Source organism: Aeromicrobium sp. HA (genome assembly GCF_027171405.1).
GTDB lineage: Bacteria > Actinomycetota > Actinomycetes > Propionibacteriales > Nocardioidaceae > Aeromicrobium > Aeromicrobium tamlense.
On sequence record NZ_CP114372.1, the window covers coordinates 3,217,242 to 3,233,404 of the forward strand.

12 protein-coding genes and 3 tRNA genes are annotated in these 16,163 nt (G+C 70.9%); 8 read left to right on the forward strand and 7 right to left on the reverse strand.

Features of this window, described 5'->3' with window-relative positions; translation table 11 throughout:
* Nucleotides 1-22: 22 nt before the first annotated feature.
* Together O3S82_RS15965 and O3S82_RS15970 are read right to left on the reverse strand one after the other, a co-directional pair.
* On the reverse strand, nucleotides 23-520 hold the full coding sequence (locus O3S82_RS15965) for a bacterial proteasome activator family protein (protein ID WP_179427654.1): 498 nt from the start codon (nucleotides 518-520) through the stop codon (nucleotides 23-25).
* A gap of 43 nt (nucleotides 521-563) precedes the next feature.
* A complete protein-coding gene (locus O3S82_RS15970; protein WP_269304146.1) occupies nucleotides 564-1,538 on the reverse strand; it encodes an NAD(P)H-quinone oxidoreductase in 975 nt (324 codons plus the stop codon).
* A gap of 34 nt (nucleotides 1,539-1,572) precedes the next feature.
* Between O3S82_RS15970 and O3S82_RS15975 the strand changes: the two genes are divergently transcribed.
* The 4 genes from O3S82_RS15975 to O3S82_RS15990 all read left to right on the forward strand — a co-directional run bounded on the left by O3S82_RS15975 (nucleotide 1,573) and on the right by O3S82_RS15990 (nucleotide 4,090).
* Nucleotides 1,573-2,337: a carbon-nitrogen hydrolase family protein gene (locus tag O3S82_RS15975; protein ID WP_269304148.1), complete on the forward strand. Its 765-nt coding sequence runs from the start codon at nucleotides 1,573-1,575 to the stop codon at nucleotides 2,335-2,337.
* A 5-nt stretch (nucleotides 2,338-2,342) separates the two neighbouring features.
* Nucleotides 2,343-3,395, forward strand: coding sequence for a hypothetical protein (locus tag O3S82_RS15980; RefSeq protein WP_179427648.1), 1,053 nt, complete (start codon nucleotides 2,343-2,345; stop codon nucleotides 3,393-3,395).
* 161 nt (nucleotides 3,396-3,556) lie between these two features.
* A tRNA-Ser gene (locus O3S82_RS15985) sits at nucleotides 3,557-3,645 on the forward strand.
* A 1-nt stretch (nucleotide 3,646) separates the two neighbouring features.
* Nucleotides 3,647-4,090 (forward strand): hypothetical protein, encoded by a 444-nt coding sequence (locus O3S82_RS15990; protein WP_269304150.1) that lies wholly within the window; start codon nucleotides 3,647-3,649, stop codon nucleotides 4,088-4,090.
* 53 nt (nucleotides 4,091-4,143) lie between these two features.
* Here O3S82_RS15990 and O3S82_RS15995 read toward each other — a convergent pair.
* Together O3S82_RS15995 and O3S82_RS16000 are read right to left on the reverse strand one after the other, a co-directional pair.
* Nucleotides 4,144-4,233 (reverse strand) — tRNA-Ser (locus tag O3S82_RS15995).
* Nucleotides 4,234-4,277: 44 nt separating this feature from the next.
* The gene (locus O3S82_RS16000; protein WP_179427644.1) at nucleotides 4,278-4,925 is read right to left on the reverse strand and encodes a TetR/AcrR family transcriptional regulator; all 648 of its coding nucleotides are present in this window, start codon (nucleotides 4,923-4,925) and stop codon (nucleotides 4,278-4,280) included.
* Between the two features lie 93 nt (nucleotides 4,926-5,018).
* On the opposite strand from O3S82_RS16000, the gene O3S82_RS16005 reads away from it, so the two are divergent.
* A tRNA-Arg gene (locus O3S82_RS16005) sits at nucleotides 5,019-5,094 on the forward strand.
* Between the two features lie 201 nt (nucleotides 5,095-5,295).
* Entirely contained in the window at nucleotides 5,296-8,994 is a 3,699-nt protein-coding gene (locus O3S82_RS16010) for an Ig-like domain repeat protein (RefSeq protein ID WP_269304153.1), read from the forward strand.
* A 265-nt stretch (nucleotides 8,995-9,259) separates the two neighbouring features.
* Here the strand turns inward: O3S82_RS16010 and O3S82_RS16015 are convergent, their stop codons facing one another.
* A complete protein-coding gene (locus tag O3S82_RS16015; RefSeq protein ID WP_269304155.1) occupies nucleotides 9,260-12,013 on the reverse strand; it encodes a M1 family aminopeptidase in 2,754 nt (917 codons plus the stop codon).
* 181 nt (nucleotides 12,014-12,194) lie between these two features.
* Here O3S82_RS16015 and O3S82_RS16020 point away from each other — a divergent pair, with 181 nt between their 5' ends.
* Nucleotides 12,195-12,368, forward strand: a complete 174-nt coding sequence (locus O3S82_RS16020) for a CsbD family protein (RefSeq protein WP_179427638.1) — start codon at nucleotides 12,195-12,197, stop codon at nucleotides 12,366-12,368.
* Between the two features lie 61 nt (nucleotides 12,369-12,429).
* On the opposite strand, the gene O3S82_RS16025 is transcribed toward O3S82_RS16020, so the two are convergent.
* Both O3S82_RS16025 and O3S82_RS16030 read right to left on the reverse strand, forming a co-directional pair.
* Nucleotides 12,430-12,891, reverse strand: a complete 462-nt coding sequence (locus O3S82_RS16025) for a hypothetical protein (RefSeq protein ID WP_179427636.1) — start codon at nucleotides 12,889-12,891, stop codon at nucleotides 12,430-12,432.
* A gap of 42 nt (nucleotides 12,892-12,933) precedes the next feature.
* On the reverse strand, nucleotides 12,934-15,342 hold the full coding sequence (locus tag O3S82_RS16030; protein WP_269304158.1) for an ATP-dependent DNA ligase: 2,409 nt from the start codon (nucleotides 15,340-15,342) through the stop codon (nucleotides 12,934-12,936).
* A gap of 53 nt (nucleotides 15,343-15,395) precedes the next feature.
* On the opposite strand from O3S82_RS16030, the gene O3S82_RS16035 reads away from it, so the two are divergent.
* A complete protein-coding gene (locus O3S82_RS16035; protein ID WP_179427632.1) occupies nucleotides 15,396-16,163 on the forward strand; it encodes a GAF and ANTAR domain-containing protein in 768 nt (255 codons plus the stop codon).

Here is a 16,163-nt window from a genome sequence, read left to right on the forward strand (position 1 = left end):
CGATCATGCGAATGACACCAGTCTAGAGGTACATTCCCCCGGTTTCGGAAGGTGTGACGCGATCGTCCGAGGTACCATCCTCGCCGCCGGCCCCCGGGAGGGCCAGACGCATGTTCTGCAGCTGGTTCTGCGCCTGCACCTGCTGGGCGTAGAGGGCGGCCTGGATGCCGTGGAAGAGACCCTCGAGCCAGCCCACCAGCTGGGCCTGGGCGACGCGCAGCTCGGCGTCGCTCGGCGACTCGGCGTCGAACGGCAGGCTGAGCCGCTCGAGCTCGTCGACGAGCTCGGGCGCGAGACCGTCCTTCAGCTCGTCGATCGACTGGTGGTGGATCTCGCGCAGGCGGGCCCGGCTCGCGTCGTCGAGCGGCGCGGACTTCACCTCCTCGAGCAGCTGGCGGATCATGCCGCCGATGCGCATGACCTTCGCGGGCTGCTCGACCAGGTCGGTCAGCGGCGTGCGCGCGGGCTCGGAGGAGGCCACGGGCTGGCCCTGGGGGTCGATGATCCGGTCGTCGGTCATGCGCTCCAGCCTAGGCCGAGGTGCCTCGCACGGCGCTGCGGGCTCAGGCGCCCATGTCGAGGACGACCTTGCCCACGTGCGAGGACTCCTCGAGGATCCGGTGGGCGTCGGCGACCCGCGCCAGCGGCACGGTCTCGTGCACCACGGGGCCCAACGTGCCGTCCTCGATGAGCGGCCAGACCTTCTCGACGAGCTCGGTCATGATCGCGGCCTTCTCCTCCACCGGGCGGAAGCGCAGGGACGTCGCCGAGACGCTCCCCTGCTTCGCCAGCAGGGCGCCGAGGTTGAGCTCTCCCTTGCGGCCGCCCTGCATGCCGATCACGACGATGCGGCCGCCGCGGGCGAGGGAGGCGACGTTCTGGGCGAGGTACTTGCCGCCGATGATGTCGAGCACGACGTCGACGCCGCCGAGGTCCTGGCAGGTCTCGGCGAAGTCGTCCTCGCGGTAGTTCACGACCGCGTCGGCGCCGAGGCCGCGCACGACCTCGGCCTTCTCGGCACTGCCGACCGTGGTGACGACGGTGGCGCCGAAGGCCTTGGCCAGCTGGATCGCGGTGGTGCCGATGCCGCTGGCGCCGCCGTGCACGAGCACCTTCTGGCCCTCGCGCAGGCCGGCGAGCATGAAGACGTTCGACCAGACGGTGGCGTAGGTCTCGGAGATCGCGGCCGCGGTCGTGAGGTCGACGCCCGCGGGCACCGGCACCACCTGACCGGCCGGCACGACCACACGCTCGGCGTAGCCGCCGCCGCTGAGCAGCGCGCAGACCTCGTCGCCGACGGAGAGGCCCGTGACGCCCTCGCCGATCCCGTGGACGACACCCGAGCACTCGAGGCCGATGACGTCGGTGGTGCCGGGCGGCGGCGGGTAGTGGCCCTCTCGCTGCAGCAGGTCGGCGCGGTTGACGCCGGCGGCGGCCACGGCGATCACGACCTCGCCCGGCCCCGGCTCGGGGTCGGGAAGCTCGGCGACGTGGAGGCTCTCGGGGCCCCCGGGCTCTTCGACGATGACGGCTCGCATGTGAACCACCGTAGTGACCGGCACACTGGTCCACATGCAGGTGACGCTCGTGCAACTAGCCGCGACCCTCGACTCGGCCGCCAACCGCGACCAGGTGGCGGCGCGGCTCCGCGACGTCGAGGGCGGCGGGCTCGTCGTGCTGCCCGAGGGCGCGATGCACGACTTCGGCGCCCCCGACCACGACCTCGCGGCCGTCGCCGAGCCGCTCGACGGGCCGTTCGTGGACCTCCTCGCGCGCGAGGCGCGGCGCCTCGGCTCGACGATCGTCGCAGGCATGTTCGAGCGCACCGACGGACTGCCGTTCAACACGCTCGTCGTGGTCGGTCCCGACGGCGACCTCGCCGCGACCTACCGCAAGATCCACCTCTACGACTCCTTCGGCTACCGCGAGTCCGATCGCCTGCGCGCCGGCGAGATCGAGCCCGTCACGGTCACCGTCGAGGACCTCACGGTCGGCCTCATGACCTGCTACGACCTGCGGTTCCCCGAGCTCGCGCGCCGTCTGGTCGACGCCGGGGCCGACGCGTTCGTCGTGCCGGCCGCGTGGGTCGCAGGTGAGCACAAGGTCGACCACTGGCGCACGCTGCTGCGCGCACGGGCCATCGAGAACACCGTCTGGGTGGCCGCGGCGGGCCAGGGCGGCGAGCGTTACAGCGGTCATTCCTTGGTCGCCGATCCGTGGGGAACTATCGTGGAGGAGGCCGCCGGGGGGGACGAGCTCATCACCGCGCAGATCGCGGTGGACGCCGTGCAGCACTCTCGCGACGTGAACCCGTCGCTTGCCAACCGGAGGATGTAGACGCAGTGACGACCGCCACGCCGGGCCGACGACGACTGGACACGTCGGTCCCGACCCCGTACGAGGTCGCGACCCGTGAGCCACGAGTCGCGTCACCCCGTTGGGCGCGCCTGCTGATGCTCGGCACCTTCCTGGTCTGGCTCGCGAGCACCCTCGGCGCGGCCACGTCGATCTCCGACGTCGGTGCTCCCTCGTGGCTCTGGCGGCCCTCCGCCGCCGCGCTGCTCGTGGTGTTCGCCGTGATCCTGACCCACCGGGTCGGCGGCTACATGCGCATCTGGGTGACGCTGTCGGCGCTGCTGGCGGCGGCCGCGGTGCTCACCGACCTCAACTCGCTGCTCGCCGCGGCAGCCGGTGCGACGGCGGTGCTCTCGGCAGTGACCGCCGTGGTCTTCACGCGTCCCGCCGCGAACGTGCTGCAGGTGCTGCGCGAGTACGCCGTGATGCTGGTCCTGTCCGTCAGCGGCGCCGTGGGCGTCGCGGCGTGGAACGCCTCGGTCGACGTGCGGCCCTTCGGCCTCATGGTCATGGCCGTGTCGGTGACGCTGGCCGTCTCGATCGTGTGGCGCCTCGGCTCCAGCCTGCACGGCTTCGGCCGCCGCCACCTCAAGCTGCTCGTGGTCGTGGCCGTCATCGCGGTCGGGCTCTTCTTCTACGGCAGCTTCGTGCGCACCGCCGGATCGCCCGCTCTGACCAACCTGCTGGACGACACGATCGTGTGGCTGCGCCAGAACATCGGCGGCGTGCCGCGGCCCTACGAGTTCCTCATCGGCTTCCCCGCGCTCATCGTGGGCGTCTCGATGCGCTCGCGCTACCGCGAGGGCTGGTGGGTGTGCGTCTTCGCCGTCGTCGGCACCGTGATCGTCGCGAACTCGCTCATCGACCCGCGCGCCTACCCGTCGTACTTCGCGCTCTCCACGCTCTACAGCGCGGCCATCGGCCTGGTCATCGGCCTCGTGATCCGGGCCGTGTTCTTCCGGCCGCAGTCGCGCCGCTCCGCGCGCGCCGTGCAGCACGCCGAGCGCACCGAGCCCGGGCGCCTCTCGCCCCTGCGCTGACCCGCTACCGCTCGCCCCTCTCCACTTCTGGAACGGGTTGCACCCTTTCCGCGGCCGAAAGGGTGCAGAGCGTTCCAAAAGTGGGCAGGGGTGCCGCGTCGGGGCGCTGTGCGTGCGGAATGCGAGAATCGACGCAGGTCCCGCCGCTTCGGCGACGGCCTGGAGGGGTGCCGGAGTGGCCGATCGGAACCGCCTTGAAAGCGGTCGCTGGCAGAGATGTCAGCCACGGGTTCGAATCCCGTCCCCTCTGCGTGAACCGTTACCGACTCGATCGCGCGCACCTCATGGTGCTCGCGGGGGTGTGCTTCATCGTCGCTGCCGTGGGCGTGCTGGTCGCGTTCCTGACCGGGACCGACAGCGCCCTGCGCACCACCGTGACCGTCCTCGCCGCCGGCGTGGCCGTGATCGCGCTCCTCGTGGCCGCCGTGATGAACCTGCGGCCGCCGGTCGTGCTGACCCTCGACCAGGCCGGGTTCCGCGCCCGCGGGCGCCACGGCGACGTCACGTGGAAGCAAGTCGAGTCGGTCGAGATCAGTGAGGGCCTGCTGCGCTTCACCGACGGCACCGGCGCGATCACCGCGTTCCCGCTGAGCCTCGTCGACCGCACGCGCCGGGCCGAGCTCGTCCGCGAGGTCTACGACCGGCTCAACACCGCCAACGGCTACCGACGGTTCGACCCCACCGAAGGGCTCTGAGACCTCCGGAGAAGCGAAAGTGGGAGCAGGCTGAGCCTGCTCCCACTTCCCCATGGCGGAGATGGCGGGATTTGAACCCGCGAGAGGTTTAAACCTCAACCCGCTTAGCAGGCGGGCGCACTAGGCCACTATGCGACATCTCCAGACAACCGGATCAGGATACCCACCCCGACCCCCAGCCGCCGAATCAGGTCGTGCGCTTGACGATCGAGGCACCGCGCTCGTAGAAGTCCGGCGGCAGCTCGGCGAGCGGCGTGGGCTCGTGCGGATGGGCCCGCATCCCGTCCAGCAGCAGCGTGCGCATGCGGCGCGCGAGCCACTCGCGGTTCTCCGGCGCGGCCGTGTGGACCGCCCCGAGCATCAGCGGCGCGGCGCTGAGGTCGGCCACCGCGAGGTCGTCGCGCGCCGAGCCCTCGGCGACCGCACGCTGCACGAGGATCGCCAGCGTGCCCACCCACCGGTCGGTGGGCCGGTAGTCCGGGTCGTTGATCGCCTGACGACGCATCACCTCGGCGACGATGCGCCGGTCGATCATCACCTGGGTGGCCTCGTCGACCACGAGCTCGATGCCCTCCCAGCCCGTCGACGCCTCCATCGCGCGCTCCGCGATCTCGTCGAAGATCGCGATGTGCCGGTCGTAGAGGGCCCGCCACAGCTCCTCCTGCGAGGCGAAGTTGCGGTAGAGCGTGCCGGTGCCCACCTTCGCGGCCTCCGCGAGGCCGTGCAGGGGCGCGTCGAGGCCGTTCGCGGCGAAGTAGGCCTCGGCGGTGTCGATGATGCGCTCGCGGTTCGCCACGGCGTCGCGGCGCTGCGGAACGCGGGGGGAATCTGACATCGAAGCCAACTTACGGGATTTCGGGCCGCCCGTTGCCCCGATTTCGCACCTCGAGGGAACACCCGCTAGACTCGTCGAGGCCCGCAAGGGCGTGCGCCCGTAGCTCAACGGATAGAGCATCTGACTACGGATCAGAAGGTTTGGGGTTCGAATCCCTACGGGCGCGCCAGACACCCCCGGTCGACCACCAGGTCGCCGGGGGTCTCTCGTTTCCGGGGGCGCTCCCCACGGTCGCGCACTTGTTACGTGACACGCCGTCAGCACATCTGGATGAGCGCTTCTCGTCACATCGGCGAAACGAGGCCCTCCCAGACTCGGACGGTCCCGCTCGCTTCCCCACCTGCGAGCTCCCCCACCCGAGAGGGATCACGTGTTCACACAACGAGGATGGCGGCTCGCCACCGTGGGAGCGCTGCTCGCGCTGCCACTGGCTGCGGTGCCCGCCCACGCCGACGACGGCGAACTGGCCTCCGGCAGCGACTGGACGGTCTCGCGCGCCGCCGGCGGCTACCTGGTCACGGTCGACCTGGCGAAGAAGCTGCCGGTCGTCTCCGACGCCCCGACCATCGAGGTCGACGGCGAGCCGATCGGCATCGCCACGGAGTCCGCCGACGGCGAGAGCCTGAGCGTCTTCACCGCCGACGCGTCCGTGCTCAAGGCCGACGACATCGAGGCGGGCTGGTTCAGCAAGCCCTCCGGCGCCCCGGCCCAGCTCACGAGCGTCGAGGAGATCGCGGAGGCCGATCCCGAGGCCCTCGACGCGAACCCCGCGTCGCTCGGCGAGTTCGAGCACACCGAGGCCGTCTACAACTTCGGCGCGCAGTCGATCCCCCTCGCGGCGATCGGCGGCATCCGCGGTGAGCTGCAGGGCAAGGTCTACCTGCCCAAGACCGGTGGCGCCCGCCCCGTCGTGCTGCTGCTGCACGGCCGCCACACCTCGTGCTCCACCGGCACCGCCAACCCGAACCGCTGGCCGTGTGGACCGAACCAGATCAACATCCCGAGCTTCGCCGGCTACGACGGCACGGCACGCGCGCTGGCCAGCCACGGCTACGCGGTCGTGTCGATCTCGGCCAACGCGATCAACTCCAACGACAACCAGCTCGCGCTGGACCAGGGCGCCCAGGCGCGCGGCCAGCTGCTGCTGGACACGCTCACGATGCTCAAGAAGGCGAACGAGGGCGCCGCGGTCAACTACTACGACCAGCAGACCGACGCCGACGTCACGCTCGAGCAGGCGCTCGCCAACCAGGCCCCGCTGCCGGGCCTGACCGAGGGCACCGCGGGTCTCGCCCCCGCCGACTTCGTGGGTCGCTTCGACTTCTCGAACATCGGCATGATGGGCCACTCGCGGGGCGGCGAGGGCGTCACCTCGGCCGCGACGCTCAACCAGGGCCTCGAGAAGCCGTGGAAGATCACGTCGATCCTGCCGCTCGCGCCGGTCGACTTCGCGCGCATGACGGTGCCGAACGTGCCGATGAACGTGGTCCTGCCCTACTGCGACGGCGACGTCTCGAACCAGCAGGGCCAGCACATGCTCGACGACTCGCGCTACGCGTTCGACGACGACGTGCTGCGCAGCGGCGTGTGGATGATGGGCGCGAACCACAACTTCTACAACACGGTCTGGACCCCCGGGAAGTACGCGTACAGCGTCTCCGACGACTGGGGAGCGACCTCGACCGATGCCGTCTGCGGTCCCCGCTCGGAGACGAACATCCGGCTGAGCGCCGACGCGCAGTACGACGCCGGCACCGCCTACATGGCCGGCTGGTTCCGCCTGACGATGGGTGACGAGAAGCAGTTCCTGCCCATGTTCGACGGCTCCGCCCAGGTGCCCGAGGTGCTCGGCTCGGCCGACATCCGCAGCATGTCGACGGCTCCGGCCTCGGCACGCCAGACGATCACGACGTTCGAGGAGACCAGCTCGCTGGTCCGCGTCCAGGGCGCGGCCACGGCCACGGTCTGCGCGAGCGCCGCGGGTCGCACGGTGTCGCAGCCGCTGCCGGCCTGCACGCCCTCGACGATCAGCACCAGCGCGCTGCCGCACTGGACGCCCGCCAGCAACGGCGGCAACGTCCCGGCGACGCCGGTCACGAAGTTCTCGTGGACGGCCCTCGGCACCGGCACCACCACCGTGACGCCCAGCGAGGTGCGCGTCAGCGTCCCCGCGAAGGCGCGCAACGCGGCGGACCTCGAGCGCCTGTCGTTCAAGGTCGCCGCGGACGACACCGTCGCCACCAGCACCGCGATCTCGCTGACCGTGGTCGACAACGCGGGCCGGACGTTCACGACGCCCGTCGCGGACCTCAACCCGCTGGCCACCACGCGACTGCCCGCCTCGACCAGCACGATCCTGAAGAAGATCGTGCTGCAGCAGGTCGACCTCCCGGTCGCCACGCTGGCGGACGCGGGCCTGAACGTCTCGGACATCCGTGAGGTCCGCTTCGGCGCCCTCGCAGGCCCGGACGCGCTGGCCACCGGCGGCGTGTTCCTGTCGGACCTCGCGTTCGAGAGCTCGGCGGTCGGCACGGCCGACAGCAAGTCCCTGCCGACGCTCAACGTGAAGGCCCCCGTCGTGGACGAGGGCAACGGGCCGGGCACGGCAGACATCGCGGTCTACCTCGACGAGGCGGCCACGATCCCGGTCACCGGCTACGTGTCGGCGCTCGGCTCGGCCACGGGCCGCGCGGGCATCGCGATGGAGAAGGTCACCTTCGCCCCGGGCGAGACCTGCAAGGTCGTCACCGCTCCGGTGCTCGGCGACCAGCTGGCCAGCACGACGGCCTCCACGTCGGTGAAGGCCTCGGTCATCAACACGGCCGGCGCGGTCATGGGCACGAACGCCCTCGACTGGATGATCGTCCGCGAGGACGACGGCGTGACAGGCTCGGCGACGGCGCTGCCGCCGGCGGGCGTCCAGGGCGACGCGTGCGCCGAGCTGGCCGCGAAGGACGAGAAGGCCGACGTCACGGTCAGCGACGACAAGCCCCAGCCGGGCTCGTCGGTCACCGTCACGGCGGGCGGCTTCCGCTCCGGTGAGGGCGTCACCGTGACGATCGCCGGGGTCGACCCGGTCGTCGCCGTCGCCGACGGCTCCGGTGCCGTCAGCGCCGCCGTGACGATCCCGGAGACCGCCACCCGCGGTGCCGCGGACGTCACGGTCACGGGCAGCGGCACGGGCCGTACGGGCACCACCTCGGTGGCCATCCTCGACGCGAGCACGACGACCCTGTCGATCTCGCCCGAGGCGCCGCAGATCAACGAGGCGGTCACGCTCTCGGCGACGGTCGGCGGTGGCGACACCACCGGCAGCGTCGAGTTCTTCGACGGCGACCGCTCGCTCGGCACCGCGGAGGTCGTGGACGGCGTGGCCACCCTCGACGTCCCGGGCTTCAAGGCCGGCAAGCACGAGATCGTGGCGACCTTCGCCGAGACCGGGGTCACCGCCGGCTCGACGTCCGGTGCGGTCACCTTCACCCTCGTGAAGGGCAAGCCGACCCTGGTGATGTCGCTCTCGAGCGCCACCACCGTGTTCGGCAAGGCCGCGACGCTGTCCGCGGTCGTCGGCGGCGCGGACGGCGGCAACGTCACCTTCCGCTACGGCACCGTGACGAAGAAGGTCGCGCTGGCCAAGGACGGCTCGGCCTCGCTCACGCTGCCGGGCACCCTGAAGCCGGGTCGCTACACGGTCGCCGCGTCCTACGACGGCACCGACCTCACCGAGGGCGGGGTGGGCATCTCGTCGATGCTCACGGTGACGAAGAAGGCCACGACGACCAGCCTCTCGGCGCAGTCGTCGGTCAAGGCCGGGAAGACCCTGCGTGGCAAGTTCGCCGTCCGTGGCGGCGTCGCGAAGGTCGCTCCGACCGGCACGGTCAAGGTCTACGTGAAGCAGGCGAAGGGCGGCTACAAGCTGGCCCGGACCGTGCGCGTCACGTCGACCGGCAAGGCGTCCTTCACGGTGAAGACGCCGAAGAAGCGCCAGGGCCTGCGGGTCAAGGTCGTCTACTCCGGTGACGCCAACTACGGGTCGAGCATGAGCTCGAAGTCGGTGCGCCTGCGCTGACACCGTCACACGAGGCCCCGGCAGCACCCGCTGCCGGGGCCTCGTCGTGTGTCCGGCCTCGGCGGTCCGATCTGGTGCAGGTTCCCCGGTTGCGTGGGTTTGCTGTCACCGACCGGGGATCGCCCCCCGGAGGTGACAAAAGGAACCCCACTCGTCCACCGTGTCCCCGGTTGCGTGGGGACGGACGGAGGGGTGGGGCGGGGCAGACGAGAGCGCCCCGGCCCGCCGTGGCGGACCGGGGCGCTCGTGACGCCGGGCTCAGGACCTACTTGATGACCTTCGCCGAGCGGGGCGTGTACTTCACGACGGTCGCGTAGCCGGTCTTGCGCGCCGTGACCTTGACCCGGATCCGCTGGCCGCGGTCCGCCTTCGTGAGCTTGTACGACCTCTTCGTCGCGCCCTTGATGGCCTTGCTCCCGCGGTACCAGCGGTACGACAGCGTGACACCGGAGTCCCAGCGGCCCGGGTTGAACTTCAGCGTCCGGCCGACCTTCGGCAGGCCGCTCTGGAACGGTCGCGGCGTGCGCGTCAGCAGCCCCGGGGCCACCTTGAGCGGCTTGCTGGCCTTCGTCACGGGCGCCCAGCCGGCCTTCGCACCGGTGACGGCGACGGTCACGACCCGTCCCACGTCCTTCGGCGCGAGGCGGTAGGTCGACCCGGTGGCACCGGCGACGGGCGCGCCACCGACCGACCACTGGTACGTCAGCGCCGTACCGGCGGGCCACGTGCCGGCCGAGGCCGTCAGGACCGTGCCGACGCGTCCGGTGCCGCTCACGACCGGCACGGGGGCCGGACCGAGCGGCTTGAGGCCGACCGTGTGGGTCAGCGTGGGCTCACCGCTGCCGCCGGCGGTGCCGGGTGCGGCGGAGATCCGCAACGACGCGTCGGACTCCGCCTCGACCAGGACCGTGAAGTCCGCGCGGGCGGTCTGGCCGCTCGAGACGCGGGGCACGGACCAGCGCAGCGTCGTGCCGTCGAGCTCGAGCCCGTCGCCCAGCGAGACCACGGAGGCGTCGTCCAGCACGTCGGACAGGTCGATCTCGGCCGTCGCGTCGCGCAGCGGGTGGACCGCCGTGTTCTTTGCGGCCACGCTGTAGGTGATCTCGTCACCGGTCTCGACGTCGCCCGGCAGCGGGTCCGCCGACAGGCCGAGCGTCCACGCGTCGTCCTGGTCGGCGATCGCCGTCGAGACGCTGCAGGTGAGGCAGAACGAGCCCAGCGCGCTGGAGCTCGTCGTGAGGCCGACGGTGCCGCCGGACGAGGACTCCTTGACGGTGGCGGGGAACGAGACGGTCGCGGACGCGCCGGCCGCCGTGGCCGGGATCGTCCACCGCAGCGTGCCGCCGAGGTTCGCCAGCTCCGCCGGGAGCGCGCCGAGGCGCGCGTCGTCGACGAGGTCGGCGACGTCGACCGTCACGGTCTGGCCGCCGAGGGCGACCTTGCCCGTGTTCTGCGCCGTCAGGGTGTGCACGACGGTGTCACCCGCGGCGACCGGGCCCGTGGCGTCGGCAGCCGCCGACAGGTTCCACTTCGACGGCCACGCCGGCTTCACCGTGCCGTAGAGCCACGGGTTCAGCACCGGTCGCACGTCCTTGCCGGAGACCCGGTTCGCGAGCGCGACGAAGTCGGCCGTCGAGGCGTCCGAGCCGTTGTTCTCCGCGACCCACGTGCGCAGGATCTCGAACCACGCCTCGTCGCCCACGATGGTGCGCAGCGCCTCGAACGTCATGCCGCCACGCCCGTAGACGTAGTTGAAGAGGATGGCCGGGTCGGTGAAGCCGGCCAGCGGCACCTGCCACTGGGCCGACGTCGGGGCGCTGGCGTTCCACGAGTTGAAGTAGGCCGTCTCGGGCGTGGTCGTGGTGGTGCCGCTCGCGAGGTTGTAGGCCCGCGGGGCGTAGTCGCCCATGCCCTCGTTGAGCCACAGGTCGCTCCAGTCCGTCGGTGACACCGCGTTGCCGAACCACTGGTGGGCGATCTCGTGGATGAGCGTGCCGCGGCTGACCGAGTTCTGGTAGAACGAGCGGTCCTGCGTCTCCAGCGCGTAGCCCACGTTGATGCGGTCGACGACCGCGCCGGTGGCCACGCCCGGGTAGGGGCCGAACCTCGACTCCATCCAGCGCATGATGTCCTGCGTCTGCGCCAGGCTCGCCAGCGTCGTGTTCCGCTGGGTCGTCGTCATCGCGGAGTCGAGGAACGTCCAGTCGCGGTACGTGCCGCTCTCGAGCTCGACCACCGACTCGCGCACCTCGTACTTGCCGATCGAGACCATCGACAGGTAGGGCACCATCTGGTTCGGCTGGCGCCAGTGCCAGGTCTCCAGGGCGCCGTTGCGCGTCTTGGAGTGCAGCGTGCCGTTGCTGGCCGCGGCCATGGTCTCGCCGTCCATCAGCCGCGGGATCGTCAGCTTGATGTCGTACTTCGCCTTGTCCTTCAGCGAGTTGTTGACGGGGTACCAGGTCATCGCGCCGACGGGCTCGTTCACGGCGGTGGCGCCGTCGTCGCCGGCGATCCAGCCCTCACGCGAGCCGTCGGGGTCGATGTGGGTGACGGGCGAGCCGGAGTACGTGATCACGGTCGTGAACTCGCCCTCGACGGGCGTCGCCGGCGTGATGATGAGCTTGTACTTCGTGGCCGCGGCGTCGACGTCGCGCGTCCACGTGGCGGGTGCGCCGTTCACGGTGATCGACTCGACCGTGAGGCCCTCGAAGTCCAGCGAGAACTCCGACAGCGGCGCGTCGGCGGTCGCCGTGATCTTCGCGGTGGCGGCGATCGTGCTCGCGGTCGCGACGGGCGCGCCCGGCGTCCAGGCGATGTCGAGGTCGTAGTGCTTCACGTCGTAGCCGCCGTTGCCCACGTTCGGGAACAGGGAGTCGCCGGAGGTGCGGGCGCCGGCGACCGGCTCGGCTGCCGAGGCGCTCGTGGCGGTCGCGCCGAGCGTGCCCAGGCACAGGGCTCCGCTCAGGAACGCGGCCGCGACGGCCCTGGCGGGGCGGGCGAGGGGTGGGGAGAGGGACATCGATGCTCTTTCGTCGGAGGAGGTTCCGCTCATCCTGTCCGACGGACGTGGCGCGCGTCACTGGAACGCCAGAGGTTTCACCTGCCCGCAACACGCGTGGCGCGTCCCTCTGAAGATGCGGACACCGTGCGTCCGTGGTGGCATGGAGACAAGAACAGACCCCCGAGCGAAGGTGGAGATCATGGGACTTGACGACAAGCTGAAGAACGCCGCCGAGGACGTCAAGGGCAAGGCCAAGGAGGCCACCGGCAAGGCGACCGACAACGAGCGCCTCGAGGCCGAGGGCAAGGGCGACCAGGCCAAGTCCGACGTCAAGCAGGCCGGCGAGAACGTGAAGGACGCGTTCAAGCACTGATCACCGAACCAACGACGAGGGCCCCGGGAAGAGATTCCCGGGGCCCTCGCTCGTGTGTCGGTCAGACGGTCGGCGGCGGCGTGACCGTGCCCGTGGCACCGACGTCGCCCGTGGGCGTGGTCGGCGTCGTGGAGGTCGTCGGCCTGCCCGGCGTCGTGTAGGTCGAGGCCGTGTACGTCGGCTGGTCGGCGGAGCGGGCCTTGAAGAAGGCCACGACGCCCGCGATGCCGGCGGTCAGCAGGCCCACGAACGCGACCTTCCGCAGGCCGCGGAAGCGCTGGCGCTTCTCGATCGGCAGCTTGTCGCTGACCTCGTCGGGCAGCTTGTCGACCAGGTTGTCACGCAGGTCGAGCAGCTCGGTCTTGTCCGGGAGCTTCTCCATGAGATCGTCGCGCAGCGCCAGCCACTCGGCTCGGTCGGGAAGACGCTCCACCAGCTGGTCCCGGAGGTCGCGCAGCTCGGACGCGTCCGGCAGCTGCTCCACGACGGTGTCGACGTGATCCTTCACGCTCTTCTTGCCCACAATGGCTCCTTCGCACAGATGTCGTCGGACCTCCATCGTGTCTCACGGCGGGGTCAGTCGCACCTCGGCAGCCGACTCGAGCACCACGTCGGCCGCGTCCTTGTCCGGTCGCAGGCCGCGCCAGCTGGCGTGTCGCAGGTGCCCCGCGGGCGACCAGTCGCCGTAGACGACCTCGCCGACCAGCTGCGGCGTCACCCAGGTGGCATCGCGGGAGGCCGCGGACTCGACCTCGTCGACGAACGGCGAGGTCTTCCGCTCGAGCGGGTCGAGGAGCGAGCGGAGCTTGAGCCGCTCGGCGTTGCTGTAGCCCGTGCCGACACGGCCGAGGTAGCGCAGGCCTCCCTCCACGGGCACGCCCACGAGCAGCGAGCCGATCCCGCGCCCGCCACTGCTCGGGCGCCAGCCGCCGATGACGATCTCCTGCGTGTCCTGGTTCTTGATCTTGAGCCAGTCGGTGGAGCGCGCACCGGGGTCGTACGTGGACGCGCGCCGCTTGGCCACGATGCCCTCCAGCTGGTGGCTCCGGCTCAGCGCCACGGCCTCGTCGAGCGTGCCGCCGTGGGCGGGCGGCACGTGCACCAGCTCGGACTCGAGGTCGAGCTCCTCCAGCGCGTCTCGGCGGTCGTCGTAGGAGAGGTCGCGCAGCGAGGTGCCGTCGCGCTCGAGGAGGTCGAACAGCATCAGCTGCACGGGCGTCGTGCGTCGGAGTCGCTCCACGTCACCCGGCTTGGTGACGCCCATCCGCTGCTGCAGCCGGCCGAAGGAGGGGATGCCACGCTCGTCCATCGCGACGATCTCGCCGTCGAGGACCGCGTCGAGCCCCATCGCGGCGAGCTCCTCGACGAGCTCGGGATAGCTGGCGCTGACGTCGTTGTGGTTGCGCGAGTACAGCCGCACGTCCTCGCCCGAGACCACCGCGACGCACCGGATGCCGTCCCACTTCAGCTCGTAGGCCCACCCGTCGCCTGAGGCGTCGCGGCCTCCCGCGAGCACCGCGAGCATCGGCGGGACGAAGCCCGACCGCCCCGCGGGCGCCTTCTTGCGCGCCGGCTTCGCCCTCTTCGTCGCCTTCGGCCGCGAGGTCGTGGACGGCGCGCCCGGCTGCTGGTCCTTCATGAGGTGGATCAGCCAGTTCTCACCCGTCTTGATGAGCGCGAGCCGCTTCGAGCCGCCGAGGCCGCCCTCCTGGGTGCCGTGGAGCGTGGCGATCACCTCGTGGTCGTTCCACTTCTCGAGGTCGAAGTGGCCGTGGTCCCAGATCGTGACCTCGCCCGCGCCGTACTCGCCCTTCGGGATGCTCCCCGCGAAGGTCGCGTACTCCATCGGGTGGTCCTCGGTCTGCACCGCGAGGTGGTTGCCGCTCGTCGAGTCGGGCACGCCCTTCGGGAGCGCCCACGAGACCAGCACGCCGTCGCGCTCCAGCCGGAAGTCCCAGTGCAGCCGGCGCGCGTGGTGCTCCTGGATGACGAAGATCGGGTCGCCGTCACGGCCGCGCACCACCGAGTCGGGCACGGGCTCGGGCGTCCGGCTGGCGTCGCGCATCGAGCGGTAGGTGGACAGCTTGTCGGCCACGGGCGCGGCGAGCGAGGCCATGGGGTCGCCCCGCTCGGCCAGGCGCGCCGGCACCTCGTCGATCGTGAGGTGGCGCAGGCTCTCGTCGAGCTCGTCCCAGTCGCGCGGCACGGCGACCGTGGGCTCCTCGCGGCCGCGCAGGGAGTAGGGCGAGATCGTGGTCTTCGCGCCGTTGTTCTGGCTCCAGTCCACCAGGACCTTGCCTGAGCGCTTGGCCTTGCTCATGTCGCTGACGACGAGCTCGGGCATCGACGCCTCGAGCGCCTGCGCGACCTGCTTCGCGAAGGCGTTGACGTAGTCGGAGTCGTGCGTACCGTCGAGGTGCGCGAACAGGTGGATGCCCTTGCTGCCGCTCGTGACCGGGAAGCACTCGATCCCGATGTCGGCCAGCAGCTCGCGCGCCGCGTGGGCGACCTCGACGCACTCGGGCAGGCCCGTCCCGGGGCCCGGGTCGAGGTCGATCACGAGACGGTCCGGGTTCTGCGGCACGCCGGTGGCGTCGACCTGCCACTGCGGCACGTGCAGCTCCAGCGCGGCGACCTGTCCGGCCCAGGCGAGGTCGGCCACGGACTCGAAGATCGGGTAGACGTTCGTGCGCGACTTGTGCTTGATCGTGACCCGGCGGATCCAGTCGGGCGCGGAGTCCGGCAGGTTCTTCTCGAAGAAGACCTCGGCCCCCGGGCCGGTGCCGTTCACCCAGCGCTTGCGGGTGACCGGACGCCCCGCGAGGTGCGGCAGCAGCCACGGCGCGACCTGCACGTAGTACGAGATGACGTCGGCCTTCGTGGTGCCCGTCGCCGGGTACATCGGCTTGTCGCTGTTCGTCAGCCTCAACAGCCGTCCGTCCACCGAGACGGTTTGGGTGGACGCGCCTGCCACGACCTTGACCCCCTCCGCGTACTGTTCGTAGTCACCAGTGTGAAGGAGCGGCCGTGTCCGTGCTTGACTTCTTCTCCGAGGTGGCGCTCGACCTGCACGAGCAGCCGACCACGGAGAAGACCGTGGAACGCATCACCGAATATGCCCGCAAGGCCGCCGAGTGTGATGACGCCGGCATCATGCTGGTCCACTCGCGCACGCGCATCGAGACGGCGTCGACGACCTCCGAGCGGGTGATCCGGTCGCACGAGCTCCAGCGCGAGCTCGACGAGGGCCCCTGCCTGGACGCGCTCGAGGCCGGCGGCAGCTTCGTCTCGAACGACGTCAGCCTCGACCCGCGCTGGCCCAAGTGGGGCCGGGCCGCCGGCGACCTGGGCATCCGCAGTGCGATGAGCGTGCTGCTGGAGACCCGCGAGCGCCGCTACGGATCGCTCAACCTGTACGCCGACCGGCCCGACGCGTTCGACGGGAACGATCTGGCCACCGCGCTGATCTTCGCCCGCCACGCCTCGGTCGCCCTGGCCAATGCGCACCACGAGCAGGGACTGCTCCACGCGATCGATGCCCGCAAGGTCATAGGGCAGGCCCAGGGAATACTGATGGAGCGCTTCGACATCGAGGCCGACCGCGCGTTCGACGTGCTGCGTCGCTACTCCCAGAACCACAACCAGAAGCTGCACGCCGTGGCGACCTGGGTCGTGGAGAACCGCAAGCGTCCCGTGTCGGAGTTCCCCGGCACCATTCGCGTGGACGTGCCGGAGTCCCTCATGGCCGATCCTCCGAAGAACGCTCCCGAGAACGGCGACCCGCAGCCGGCCTGA